The following is a 12,351-nucleotide window of genomic DNA, read 5'->3' as shown; positions in this document are numbered from 1 at the left end:
CCGCAGGCACGCCCAGCCTTGTCATGAGTACAGCGTGAGGGGACTTACTGAACGGCTTCGATGCGCTGGATCAGGTCGGCATACGGCGCACCGTATTTGGCCCGGATCGGCGCTGTAGCGTCGTAGAAGGGTTTTTTGTCCACGGTGATGAACTCGACGCCGGCGGCCTTGAGTTTTTCTTCACTGGCGGCGGACTTCTTGTCCCACAGCACACGCTCCTCGGCCTGGGCGGCCTTGGCAGCTTTCTTCACCATGTCTTGCTGCTCTGGCGTGAGCTTGTTCCAGGTGATTTTCGACATCACGATGGGCTCGGGCAGGATCAGGTGACCGGTCAGGGCGTAGTACTTGGCGTTCTGATAGTGGTTGTGCTCGAGCAGCGTTGGCGGGTTGTTTTCCGCGCCGTCGATCACACCGGTCTGCAAGGCGCTGAAGATTTCCCCGGTGTCCATGGCGATGCCGTTGCCGCCCATGGCATTGATGGTTTCGATGAACATCGGGTTGCCTTGTACCCGGATCTTCATGCCCTTCATGTCTTCGAGCTTGCGCACCGGCTTCTTGGTGTAGAGGTTGCGGGTGCCGCCATCCATCCAGGCCAGGGCCACCAGGCCGAATTCGGAGTTGGTGATGCGGTCGAGGATCGCATCGCCGACCTCACCGTCGATGACGGCACGCATGTGGGCCTGGTCGCGGAAGATGAATGGCATGTTGAAGACGTTCACGTCCGGCACCACCGGCCCAACGATGCCCAGGCTGACCCGGGACATCTGGATCGCGCCGGCTTGCATCTGCTCGATGACTTCCTTTTCTGAGCCCAGTACGCCGCCCGGGAAATACTTGAACTTCAGCTCGCCGTTGGTCTCTTTCTCCAGGGTTTTACCCATGGACTCCTCGGCAATCACGGTCGGGTAGCCCTTGGGGTGGATGTCGGCGATCTTGATGTCAAGGGCGTGGGCCGCCTGGGCCAGGAAGGCCAGGGGCAGGGCTGCGATCAGAAGCGTACGTTTGAAATTCATGGTCCATCTCCAGTCTTGTTGTTTTTATGAGCTCATCCAGTGACGCGGTCATGCAGATCAGTTCGCGCAGTGTTTCAGGCCTCCAAAGGCAGGTTCGGCGAGCCCCTTCACGCCAGGGTCGAGGGCGAATACACCGCCGGCCAGGGAATGTGGGTCGGTGTCGTCGGCGGGGCGGATCGAGGTGACGAACAGGGTGTCCAGGCGACTGCCGCCAAAGGCGCACATCGTCGGTTTCTTCACCGGCACTGGCAGCGAGCGGTCCAACCGGCCATCCGGGGTGAAGCGGTGAATCAGGCCGGCGTCGTTGGCGCAGATCCAATAGCAACCCTCGGCGTCCACCGCCGCACCGTCCGGGCGACCGGCCAGCGGCATCATGTCGACGAACAGCCGCCGGTTGGACGGCGTGCCGCTGTCGATGTCGTAGTCGAAGGCCCAGATCTGCTGCACCAGTGGGTGCGAATCGGAGAGGTACATCGTGCGTCCGTCCGGGCTGAAGCCCAGGCCATTGGGTACGATGAACCCGCTCAATTGCGCTTCCACCGGATCGCGCTGCCCGGCCTCATAACGGTACAACCGGCCTTCATTGATGTTGGCGCCCATGTTCAACACCATGCTGCCGGCCCAGAGGCGCCCCTGGCGGTCGCAGCGACCATCGTTGAGGCGCATGTCGGCGCGGCGGTGTTCGACGCTTGCGCACAGTTCGCTGTCCAGGCTGCCATCGTCGTGAGGGTGCAGGCGGAAGAAACCACTCTCCATGCCCGCCACCCAGCCACCGTCCTGGTGGCGAGCGATGCAGGCAAGCATCTCCGGGGTTTCCCAGCCTTTGAGCAGGCCGGTGTCGGCATTCCAGCATTGCAACCCACCGCTGGGAATATCGACCCAGTACAAAGCGTTTTCCTCGGGCACCCACACCGGGCTTTCCCCGACGGCGTTGCGCGCGTCGACAATCAATTCGGCTTGCATGGCGGTTCCTTTGTGCGTTCGTTTCCCATGAGATGCCCGCCGGTTCAGTCGAACGGGCCGGCGGCGACAAAGGCACCACCCTGGTAGATCCGCACCGGGTCATCGGCGTCCGGCATCGGCTGGGCCTCGACCTTGGCACGGAAAACTTCCGAGCTGTCCTTGGGCTGGTAACCCAGGTGCGCGGCCTGGCTGTTGTCCCACCACACGTCGCGGTTGGCAGACACGCCGTAGACCACGGTGTGGCCGACGTTCGGCGTGTAGAGCGAGCATTCGATCAGTTGGGTCAGGTCGTCGAAGCTCAGCCAGGTGCTCATCATCCGGCGGTTCTGCGGTTCGGCGAACGAGGAGCCGATGCGGATGCTCACCGTCTCGATGCCGTAGCGATCGAAGTAGAAACTCGCCATGTCCTCGCCGTAGGACTTGGACAAGCCGTAGTAGCCATCCGGACGGCGAGGGGAGTGGGCGTCGAGGGCTTCGTCCTGTTTGTAGAAACCGATGACGTGGTTCGAGCTGGCGAAAATCACCCGCTTGACTCCATGCTTGCGGGCGGCTTCATAAATGTGAAAGACGCCGCTGATGTTGGCCCCGAGGATCTCCTCGAACGGGCGCTCCACCGAGACGCCGCCGAAGTGCAGGATGGCATCGACGCCTTCGACCAATTGATGTACCGCTTGCTTGTCCGACAGGTCGCACAGCACCACTTCTTCGCTTTCGTCGATGGCCGGGGCCATGGTGGCGATGTCCGACAGGCGAATCTGTCGGGCGAATGGCTTGAGGCGTTCACGCAAGACTTTGCCCAGGCCGCCGGCGGCGCCGGTCAGCAGCAGGCGATTGAGGGGGTGGCGAATGAGTGTCGTCGTCATGGGATTCCCTGGGTCAAGTGCTTAAAGCAGCGAGATCGGATAGCTGATGAAGAGACGGTTCTCGTCGAATTCGTTGGTGCTGAAATCCCGCCGCATCGTCGAGTTGCGCCATTTCACATTCAGGTTCTTCAGCGCGCCGCTCTGTACGGTGTAGGCCAGTTCGGTTTCGCGGCCCCATTCCTTGCCATCGTCGACGGTGGCGGTGTGCACGTTGTCGCCGCTGATGTAGCGGTTCATCAGGGTCAGGCCCGGCACGCCGACGGCGGCAAAGTTGAAGTCGTGGCGCAGCTGCCAGGATTTTTCCTTGGCGTTGTCGTAGCTGGAGTTGTAGCTGTCGTTGGCCAGGGTGCCGCCGCTGGTGCCGTTGACGCGCATCCAGGCATCGTCGCCGCTGACTTTTTGCAGGCCGATGTAGAACGTGTTGCCGCCGTATTTGGCCGAGAGCATGGCGAAGGCGGTCTTGTTGTCCAGGTCGCCGGCCAGGGCGCTGCCGTCTTCCTTGCCGGTGAAGTAACCGAGGTTCGCGCCCAGGGTCCAGTCGCCGATGGGCTGGCTGTGGGTCAGGTTGAAATACTGCTGTTGGTAGATGTCGGACAGTTCCGCGTACCACACGCCGACCTGGGTGCGCTTGTCATTGAACGCATATTCGCCGCCGCCGAAGTTGAAGCGGTCGGACGTGAAGGCGCCGCGGCCGTTCATCGACATGTCTTCCATGCTTGCGTCATTACGTGGGCTGTTGCCGCGGAACTGGCCGCCGTAGAGGCTCAGGCCGTTGATTTCGGTGGACGTGACCTGGCCGCCGCGAAAAGTTTGCGGCAGGGAACGGCCATCGTCGGAGCGCAGGATCGGCAGCACCGGCATCCACTCGCCAACCTTCAGTTCAGTCTTCGACACCTTGGCCTTCAGCGCGACGCCCAGGCGGCCGAAGTCATCGGCGGGGCGACCGTCGTCATGCACCGGCAGCAATTGCGTGCCGGCGGTGCCCTTGCCGCCGTCGAGCTTGACCGAGTACAGGCCCAGCACGTCCACGCCGAAACCGACCACGCCCTGGGTGAAACCGGACTTGGCGTCGAGGATGAAACTTTGCGTCCACTCTTCGGCCTTGCCCTGGGTCGCGTTGGAGTTGACGAAGTTACGGTTGAAATAGGCGTTGCGCAGGTTCAGCGTGGCCTTGGCGTCATCGACAAAACCCTCGGCGCTGGCGGTGGTTGGGAGAAACGCTGCCAGGCCACTGCAACCGAGCAAGAGCAAAGCGGGACTGGAATTGAGAAGGGTACGGCGGGTTGGACGGTGGACCGGCGAAAAACGAACGCGTGTGCTCACTATGACGCTCCCTACTTTTTTTGTTGTTTTTATTTGTTATACGTCGTCGTACAACATGGCTTGGATTATTTGGAAGCCGTTCCTCGTTGTCAACTGGCCATTACCGGAAATGTCCAACTCCAAGAGGCTTGTAAATGAGGCATATCAGGGGTTGCCAGCGATCGTGGTGAAGAAGACAGGCTGGGGCACCGGGCAGAATCGTTGACCTTCGAAGCGCGGGGGATGCTGTTGGTTATGCGATGACCGGTCTAAGACATTAGTCGAATGCTCGCGATTGAACGGTCAAAAAAGCATGCTCTTGTGGCGAGGGAATAAATCCCCCCGCCACGCAGGTGTGTTGTTAACCCAGGTTTCCAGTCCAAACAGGTCTTTGTTTATCCAAATGTAGGATCGTTCTGTATCGGGCTACGTTGCCTTGCGCCGTTGCCTACAACTACGCCAGAATCCGCCGGCTTGTGCGCCGTGGGGCCGGGTTCTATCGTTTCCGGGTCGCTGAGGAATCAGCGATCGGGTTTGGTAGCCCGGTTTTCTGGTGCGAGTGCCGCCTCATGCAGGGGATCCCTACATCCTCTGTTTTATGGTGGCCATGCGCAGGGCGTCCTCGGACGCGCCGGGTTTCCAGATGACCGGTCTACCAACCTTCGTATGGCCACCACCTTCGTTTGGTAGCGAGGATGATGGCTCCAATTTCTTAATCTGGAGATTCATCTATGTTCAAAGTAACCCCCAACCCACCGGATACCGATCCGACTTCCCCGCGCACAAAAACCAAGCCCCAAAAACTCGACGAAACCGCCGAGCGCGTCCTCGACCATTACCTGAACCCCAAACCGAACAAATCCGAAGCAGAGGCGGCCGACCAACTCTTCACCGTCATCAAGGGCATCGACACCGAAAGCCTGCTCGCCAACCTCAGCGAAACCCTGGCCTCGGCCAACGCCATGGTCGGCGACCTGGCCTTTGACCTGGAAGGCTCGCGGCGGCATGTTGTCCTGGGCATTCAACAGTTGATCGAACTGGGCACATTGTTGGCGAACCGCGCATTGGACAACATCGAACCCCGCCAGCCGACATAGCGCATCCCTGTGGCGAGGGAGCTTGCTCCCGCTCGGCCGGTCCGCGTTCGGGCGCAGCAGTCGTAAAATCGGCTGATGCGCTCTGTCTGGAAAACGGCATTAGCTGGCTTGGGCCTGCTGCGCAGTCCAGCGGGAGCAAGCTCCCTCGCCACAAGAGCTTGGCGTATACAAAATGTGGGAGATTGCTCGCGATGACGGCAGCACCTTCATCACACCAGCTGACCTACCTTTATCGCGGGCAAGCCTTGCTTGTATGGCAGGGCTTGAAGGGAGGAGGAGGGATGTTTATTCCGATGTAGGATCGTTCTGTATCGGGCTACGTTGCACTAATCGGTGCGAATTGTCTGGGCTGCTCTCATTGTTTCGAGAAGCCTCTCCTTGAGTGCATGGCGAGCGTCTTTTACTACTGCGCGTGCTGCTTTTTTCTCGGCCGTGGTCGCCGATGTCTTATTTTTCAGCAGCGCGGTTAAATCTGCTTGAGCTTGCAGGTACTTTTCCAGCCATTGGGAATTGTCCGATATCTGAACCTGTCCGTTCTGTTGCACGAACTCGTCGAATTTCCGTGCGCTCTCAGCACGGCCTCTCTTCCAACGACCTTGTCTTGTTAAGTCACTACCTGGCCGCTTGAGGCCATAGGCCGGTTTCTCCCAAGGTAGTACAAAGGTCTTGTCACTTTGTTCAGGAACAACTGCCGGAGTAGCGAAGGTTGAGCTGGTCTCGATCTCGGAGATCCGGGACACAGGAGGCGACACACGAGGAGAAGTAGTTCCGGATGAAGAGTTCAACGTGCCTGAGGCGTTTGGATTCGTCCCCCGTGGCCGGAAGTATCTTTGGCGAGTCCATGGTCGGAAAAATGTAACATTCCCACTCGGATCATACCGATTAACCGGATCCCCCCCACAATACGCATACGCATTAATCCCCCCATCCCCAAAAGGACTCAACTCATCCGGGCTGTTGAACCGCATCAACACCGGATTGAAAGCCCGATTACCCTGTCCCAGTAAATAGTGCCCGGTTATCGAGTCGGGGCGTTCGCCGTTAAAGCCAAGCAAGCTGCCCAGGCCACTTTCGACAGGGCGGTGACCGTATGCGGTGTAAGCCAGGTGTTGGGGACCTATGAGGCTCAGGGTTTGCAGGACGGAATGTTGTTGATCCGTTGCCAGCAGAGCTGTGTCCATGACGTCATCCACTTCGCGTCGTTGTGCCAGCGGCTGGGCTTCATTTCTCAGGATGGTCAGCTGTGCCTGACCTTCTATTTCATTCACCCAATGGTTTTCTTGGTAGAACCGTTGTGTGCCCGCGCGCTCCAGCGGCTTCAAGCCAGTGAGGCGATCCAGAGGGTCATATTGGTAGCGGCACAGCACCTTTAATGATGACATCGGCGTGGTTCTCCCGGGCGAACAGGGCTGTTTCAGGCTCGGGCATTTTTCGGGGGGTGTCTACTAGCAGAACTGTTAGTTCTGGGGGAGGCTTCGGGCGGTCGATACCTGGGTGGGAGCAAAGCGCGCTCGCGAGGGTGGTGGCACATTTAACATCACCAGCAGAAAACCCACAGCAGTACGCCGACTTCGCAGTACGACGAACGCCTATTCGTCGTACTGCTTCTATCAGTGATGTGGCTTACATCTGGTTTTGTTATTCCAGAGTCGAGGTTTCGACGTCATATGATTGCAGTTCTTTCATGACGGCACAGAAGGTGAGAACGTCATCCTCAACGTTTAGCGGACTGAAAGAGACACGCAAAGTAGAGCTCATCTGAGCAGGGCTAAGCTTCATAGCGCTTAAAACCCGAGAAGGCGTAGAAGACACACTGCTACAAGCTGAGCCTTTCGAGACACAAATTCCCCTTTGCGAGAGAAACTTGATCGTTCTGCTGGCATCGATGCCGTGAAAACAGATTGAGAGTATATAGCCCGAAGTCTCACCGTCATGGGTATTGATCGAGAACGGGATGTTTGACTCTTCGAGGGTCTTTTGAAGCAGCAGGTTCAAGGCGCGAACGTGTTTATGGTATCGCTCGGCGTTTTCCTGATGATGTTCAAGAGCTCTATATAAAGATTCCACCCCGTAGAGATTTTCTGTGCCAGGCCTGACGCCGGCCTCCTGTTCGCCTCCGAACAGCAAGGGAGATAGTCTGAAGCGCCGATTCAGGTAAAAAAAGCCGATCCCCTTTGCTGCCCCCAGTTTATGGCCAGAGCCAATAAGGGCATCGATATAGGTTAAATCAGGGGAGGTGACTTTTGTCAGTACTTGTACGCCGTCACAAATAAAAGCGATTTCCGGGTTTATGCTTTTTAATTTTTTGGCGATGTCGTCGATGGGTTGGCGCGCCCCCGTTTCATTGTTAACGCCCATGACTAATACCATCGCGGTATTCTCATTGAGCATGTCAAAAATAAAGGAGGCTTCTATGATGCCACGATGATCGACGGGAGCAATGTGGACGATAAAGCCGGACTGTCGCATGTGTTCGACCGTATTGAAGATGGCCGGGTGTTCAATGGCACTAACAATTATTTCGTTTCTTGTCGGATTGGCAATTTTCAGAAAGCGGCATCTTCCTTGAATGATCAGGTTGGCCGCTTCGGTGGCGCCTGAGCAAAAATGATACTCGCTTGGTCGCCCACCGAACATCGAGCTCAGCAACCCCCTGGTTTTTTCCATTACGGCGTTGGCTTGACGGCCGACAGGATGAGCGCTTGAAGGGTTTCCAAGCGCTGGCGAGAAAACTACAGCATCTTCGAAAGGTAATGCAGAGGCTGCGCTGTCTAGATAAATCATATATGTCCTTATATCAGTTCCATGTTATTGCGCTGCAGCATGTCTTGTATCTGTTTGGTGAACTGGGTGCTGTCCATGTCGGAGCGACCAAGGGTGTCTTTTTCAAAGAAGCTGTGCTCCACCAGCTCTTCGTTGTTAATGATGATCTGTGCGCAGTTTCTGGAGAAGTTATCGATCAGCAAGTTGGCTGATATGACGCCGCGGTAGACCTTCTCTCCAACGAACTCGTCATCGGCCCTTGCGTAAATTGCGATATGGTCGACGGAGTTGTCATATTGACAAAGCAAGCCGCCGTAAGTCGCGGGACAAAGAACTCGCCCACCTGTTTCGTAGAGATTTATGACGGGGTTCTTTTTAAGGCGGGCCATGGGGCAGTTTTCCAGGTCGCTTTGCTTGATCTGGCTCTCATTGCTCTTCCACCACGAACCTCCAAAATAAGCGTCTTCCTCATCGGTGTCGAACAGATAGGGAGTGGTCAACGAAAACATGCTCTGATCTTCGGTGGAGAGCAACAGGGAGTTTGTTTTTTTGAATGTCTCCTCGATGTAGTTCGTATGGGTTGACTTGAGCAGCTCAAGGCCGGATCGCGTCCGACGCATGATTTTCCTGAAGAGATCATTGCCTTTGGATTGCAGGTGAATGGTTACGTTATCTAAAGGTATTCCACTTTCTGCGAGTATGTTTTTATAGACATTGGGGATATAGGCGGTCTTTTGATCGTGTTGGATGTCCTGGTGGATTTTCCGTCGCTCATCGTTTCCACCTTTGATGCCTATCAGGTCGGAAAGATACAGGTTGATCGATACCTGCTTGTCATGGCGTTTTAAAGCGTCATGTAATTTGACGCCTAGCTTGAATGTCAGGAACTCTGTCGGGCTGGGTTCTCCTTTTATGCCGAAGGAATAGCCGTCGTGAGATGAAAATATGGGTGTGTGACCGCAATCGATTACAATTTTATCCCTTAGACTATTCTGTGATGTGAGGGTGTGAACTATTGAATCAATGTCCATGTTGTCTTCTCAGTTCAGGTTGAATAGCTTGTTTCTGATGAACGCTCGGTAAATTCCGTAGGGCCTGCCCACAAAGCCCGCAATAATGCAGAATATCAGGGCCGCCCTGATGGCCTGCATTAGCGTTGCGCCACTGATGCTCATATTGATCATGTAGAGAGGTAGTTCAAATGAGAGATAGGCCAGCGTATCGACAAGGTAAGGTTTCAGGCCTTTGTCACTGTCGGAAATCCTGAATTTTCTAAAAATGTAATCGCGCCATATGCCGAAGGGGCGGGCAGTGCTGGTGATGATGAACAATCCTACGAGGCGGGCGCTTAGATGTGTGCTGAGTGTCATCTGTGCAAAGCCAAGTTCGATAGGCAAGGAAATCAAGTAGCAAAATGTATTCAGTGCGAAGGTGTCTGCCCAGAAGTTCTTTAGAGGCTGGCTACTTTTTTCTATAGATAGTTCGTTGTCTGTAGATAGCATGGTTGACCTGTGGCTTGTCTTGATGGGATATAGTCGCCAGCAAGGGGCTGTGTGACTGCCATGCTGCGCAACCTGGGGTCGTAAGACGTATGGGGTTGATTGGTTGATTCGGAGATAGGAATAGCCTCTAAAAGCAGGAGTCCCGTCGATTCATTGAAAGGGGCGCTTTTGTTGAGGTTTCAATAGGGGGGTAAGATCGCGATAAAAGTAGTTTTTTGGAGCGATAATAAGCATATTGATGACCCATCCATTGGTCGTAACGCTTCAAGTGCTATATTGGTGATCGAATATCAGGTAGGCGATCGCAGAATGTTGTTTTAGCTGCGGATCGTATTCAATGGTTTTTGGCAGCTAAGTAAATGATTGTCGCAGCGTGCGGTTTGGTGAGGGTTTGAATGTATTAACATAAATGCCTCCATGGCAGCGATGCTCTACTTTGGCACTACTCTAATCCATGAAATACAGCGTCGTCTACCCCCTGTGTTTAGCGGTGTGTGGTGCGCGAAAGCAGAATTGTTCGAATGATCTCTTATAGTTCAGGTGTTGATATTTAATAAAATTCGTAAAGATCACCAATAATCTCGGGATGGCTTCTATTTTATTGCGCAAATTGCCTTTCAATACCTGTGATTCGCAATTTTTCACCCGGAGTTTCGCTTGGAATCAGTTGCTATGTGAGACAAGAGTTGGGCGACGCGCAATTGCCAGCCGCCTCGCTGCACTCGGCAACGCCTACAGGGAACGTGTCATCACCACAGAGAGTCGTAACCTCCATGTGCCGCTGACCACAGGGAGAGCCGATGAATCAACAAGTCCCGACCACCGACACCAATCGTCGCCAATTGCTGCAGATCATTGCCGGACTGTCCGACGGGGTGATGCTGATCGAGGTCGACCAGACCATTGCCTGGGCCAACGAAGCGGCGTTGGCTATGCATGGCGTCAAGGACCTCGCTGAGCTGGGCGTCAATGCCCAAGCGTACGCCCGGCGTTTCAAGCTGCGTTATCGCAACAACCACCCACTGAGCGAAGATAACTACCCCATTGCCCGGGTGGCCCGTGGTGATGAGTTCAGCGATGTGCTGGTGGAAGTGACGCCCCAGGCGGACCCTGATCGCACCTGGGTCCACCGGATCCGCAGCATGGTGCTCACCGACCGCCAGGGCGAGCCGGAATACCTGGTGCTGATCCTCAGCGATGCCACCGAGTGGGCCAGCGCCGAGCAGCGTTTTGAAAAGACCTTTGCCGCCAACCCCGCGCCGGCGGTGATCTGCCGCCTCAGTGACCTGCGCTATATCAAGGTCAACCAGGGTTTCCTGGAAATGACCGGCTTCAGCCGTGAACAGGTCATTGGGCGTTCGGTGTACGAGCTGGACGTGCTCGAGGCCGCCGAGAAGCGCGACCTGGCCATCGAGCGCCTGGGGCAGGGGGCGACCATTCCGCAAATGCAGGCCGAGTTGAGATTACCCGATGGCACTTGCAAGCAAGTGATTGTCGCCGGCCAGCCGCTGGACCTGCACGATGAAGACTGCATGCTGTTTTCCTTCATGGACATGGAGCCTCGACGCAAGGCCGAAACGGCGTTGCGCCAGAGTGAGGAGCGCTTTGCCAAGTCGTTCCGTTTGTCGCCCGTACCGACCCTGGTGTGCAGCGCTGAACAACAGTTGCTGGAAATCAACGAAGCCTTTCTCCAGACCACCGGTTACGCCAGCGAAGAGTTGTTGGGCCGGACCGTGGAGGAAATCGGCTTTCTCGACAAGGACGCCAGCGTCGCGCTGTTTTCCCGGTTGGAAAAGGCCGCCGCTGTTTCAAGTATCGACGTCAAGGTGCATAAGAAGGGGGGCGAACTCATCGACTGTGAGGTCGCCGCCGACACGGTGCTCATCCAGGACAAGCTCTGCTATCTGCTGGTGCTGATGAATATCACCGAACGCAAGCGCTCGGAGCTGGAGCTGGTGGCGGCCATCGAGGAAGTCATGAAAGACGCCTCCTGGTTCAGCCGCACTCTGATTGAAAAACTGGCTAACGTGAAAAGCATCAATGCCCAAGTGCCCAGCGCAACCTTCACCGAACTGACGGCCCGGGAGCGTGATGTCCTGGGGCTGATTTGCGAGGGCCTGGCGGACAAGGAGATCGCCGCGCGGCTGAAACTGGCGCCCAATACCGTGCGTAATCATGTGGCGACGCTGTATTCGAAGCTGGACGTGCACAGTCGCAGCGAAGCGATTGTCTGGGCCCGGGAGCGAGGGTTGTTCGTCAATGAATGGCGCGTAAAGGCACGATGATAGCCAGTGCAAATGTACCGGGTGCATTGGTGCAAATATGGGTTTTGTGCACGCGCTCGGTTCCTTAGGCTGTGAGGGGTGCGGCGTTGTGCGCAATGTCGCGTCCGCCATGAAACAGTCAAGGAACAGGCCCCAATGTGCAGTCAACCCAACCCAGGTCTCCGTCGACGTGTCACGTCCATGCCGAGGTGCAAGGCATGACTCAGTTGGCCCCTTTGCGTGCCCGCCTCGAAGAAAGCTTCACACCGCTGGCCTGCGAATGCAGCCTCAACGGCGACGGCACCCTCACGGTACGTCTCTATCGCCGCGACAGCGGCGAGGTGGACCTGGTGGTGAGCGGCATGAGTGTTGACAGTGTCCGGTCGGAAGACAGCATCGCCAAGTTGATCGAGGAACTGCGATTTGAACTGCATAACACGCCGTTGCATCGGGGTGAGTCCTGAGTGATCGGCCGGTCCGACGCCTTGGGCGAAGCAAGCCCAAAAAAGCGGCGGCTCAGCCGACATCGGTGCAAGCAGGTCCACCGCTATCGCGGGCAAGCCTTGCTCCCACAGTGGATGAGT

General features: G+C 56.3%; 11 protein-coding genes. 3 read left to right on the top strand and 8 right to left on the bottom strand.

Annotation, left to right across the window (positions count from 1 at the left end):
* Positions 1-44: 44 nt before the first annotated feature.
* From N4Q37_RS01450 to N4Q37_RS01435, 4 genes are read right to left on the bottom strand one after another with little or no spacing between them, the layout of a single operon-like run.
* Entirely contained in the window at positions 45-1,013 is a 969-nt protein-coding gene (locus N4Q37_RS01450; RefSeq protein WP_260954682.1) for a TRAP transporter substrate-binding protein, read from the bottom strand.
* Positions 1,014-1,070: 57 nt separating this feature from the next.
* Positions 1,071-1,976: an SMP-30/gluconolactonase/LRE family protein gene (locus N4Q37_RS01445; RefSeq protein ID WP_260954681.1), complete on the bottom strand. Its 906-nt coding sequence runs from the start codon at positions 1,974-1,976 to the stop codon at positions 1,071-1,073.
* A gap of 44 nt (positions 1,977-2,020) precedes the next feature.
* A complete protein-coding gene (locus tag N4Q37_RS01440; RefSeq protein WP_260954680.1) occupies positions 2,021-2,839 on the bottom strand; it encodes an NAD-dependent epimerase/dehydratase family protein in 819 nt (272 codons plus the stop codon).
* Between the two features lie 21 nt (positions 2,840-2,860).
* A complete protein-coding gene (locus N4Q37_RS01435) occupies positions 2,861-4,162 on the bottom strand; it encodes an OprD family porin (protein ID WP_390897878.1) in 1,302 nt (433 codons plus the stop codon).
* Between the two features lie 710 nt (positions 4,163-4,872).
* Here N4Q37_RS01435 and N4Q37_RS01430 point away from each other — a divergent pair.
* On the top strand, positions 4,873-5,238 hold the full coding sequence (locus tag N4Q37_RS01430) for a DUF6124 family protein (RefSeq protein WP_260954679.1): 366 nt from the start codon (positions 4,873-4,875) through the stop codon (positions 5,236-5,238).
* Between the two features lie 326 nt (positions 5,239-5,564).
* Here the strand turns inward: N4Q37_RS01430 and N4Q37_RS01425 are convergent, their stop codons facing one another.
* The 4 genes from N4Q37_RS01425 to alaE form a co-directional block, all read right to left on the bottom strand.
* Positions 5,565-6,620: an RHS repeat-associated core domain-containing protein gene (locus tag N4Q37_RS01425; RefSeq protein WP_260954678.1), complete on the bottom strand. Its 1,056-nt coding sequence runs from the start codon at positions 6,618-6,620 to the stop codon at positions 5,565-5,567.
* 256 nt (positions 6,621-6,876) lie between these two features.
* Complete coding sequence (locus N4Q37_RS01420; protein WP_260954676.1) at positions 6,877-8,022, bottom strand: cysteine desulfurase family protein; 1,146 nt, start codon at positions 8,020-8,022, stop codon at positions 6,877-6,879.
* An 8-nt stretch (positions 8,023-8,030) separates the two neighbouring features.
* On the bottom strand, positions 8,031-9,032 hold the full coding sequence (locus N4Q37_RS01415) for a hypothetical protein (protein WP_260954674.1): 1,002 nt from the start codon (positions 9,030-9,032) through the stop codon (positions 8,031-8,033).
* A gap of 9 nt (positions 9,033-9,041) precedes the next feature.
* Positions 9,042-9,503 carry an L-alanine exporter AlaE gene (alaE, locus tag N4Q37_RS01410; protein ID WP_260954673.1) on the bottom strand — a complete coding sequence of 154 codons (462 nt, stop codon included), beginning with the start codon at positions 9,501-9,503 and terminating at the stop codon, positions 9,042-9,044.
* Between the two features lie 800 nt (positions 9,504-10,303).
* Here alaE and N4Q37_RS01405 point away from each other — a divergent pair.
* Positions 10,304-11,788 carry a helix-turn-helix transcriptional regulator gene (locus N4Q37_RS01405; RefSeq protein ID WP_260954671.1) on the top strand — a complete coding sequence of 495 codons (1,485 nt, stop codon included), beginning with the start codon at positions 10,304-10,306 and terminating at the stop codon, positions 11,786-11,788.
* A 197-nt stretch (positions 11,789-11,985) separates the two neighbouring features.
* Positions 11,986-12,231 carry a DUF1652 domain-containing protein gene (locus N4Q37_RS01400; RefSeq protein ID WP_260954669.1) on the top strand — a complete coding sequence of 82 codons (246 nt, stop codon included), beginning with the start codon at positions 11,986-11,988 and terminating at the stop codon, positions 12,229-12,231.
* Positions 12,232-12,351 lie beyond the last annotated feature (120 nt).

This window comes from Pseudomonas citri (genome assembly GCF_025336485.1).
GTDB lineage: Bacteria > Pseudomonadota > Gammaproteobacteria > Pseudomonadales > Pseudomonadaceae > Aquipseudomonas > Aquipseudomonas citri.
The sequence above is the reverse complement of the archived record's forward strand: the minus strand, read 5'-3'. Positions and strand labels throughout refer to the sequence as shown.

Coding starts and splice junctions, on each gene's coding strand:
- N4Q37_RS01405 (WP_260954671.1), top strand. CDS start 10,304: ATGAATCAACAAGTCCCGACCACCGACACCAATCGTCGCCAATTGCTG.
- N4Q37_RS01415 (WP_260954674.1), bottom strand. CDS start 9,032: ATGGACATTGATTCAATAGTTCACACCCTCACATCACAGAATAGTCTA.
- N4Q37_RS01400 (WP_260954669.1), top strand. CDS start 11,986: ATGACTCAGTTGGCCCCTTTGCGTGCCCGCCTCGAAGAAAGCTTCACA.
- N4Q37_RS01425 (WP_260954678.1), bottom strand. CDS start 6,620: ATGTCATCATTAAAGGTGCTGTGCCGCTACCAATATGACCCTCTGGAT.
- N4Q37_RS01445 (WP_260954681.1), bottom strand. CDS start 1,976: ATGCAAGCCGAATTGATTGTCGACGCGCGCAACGCCGTCGGGGAAAGC.
- N4Q37_RS01440 (WP_260954680.1), bottom strand. CDS start 2,839: ATGACGACGACACTCATTCGCCACCCCCTCAATCGCCTGCTGCTGACC.
- N4Q37_RS01450 (WP_260954682.1), bottom strand. CDS start 1,013: ATGAATTTCAAACGTACGCTTCTGATCGCAGCCCTGCCCCTGGCCTTC.
- N4Q37_RS01430 (WP_260954679.1), top strand. CDS start 4,873: ATGTTCAAAGTAACCCCCAACCCACCGGATACCGATCCGACTTCCCCG.
- alaE (WP_260954673.1), bottom strand. CDS start 9,503: ATGCTATCTACAGACAACGAACTATCTATAGAAAAAAGTAGCCAGCCT.
- N4Q37_RS01420 (WP_260954676.1), bottom strand. CDS start 8,022: ATGATTTATCTAGACAGCGCAGCCTCTGCATTACCTTTCGAAGATGCT.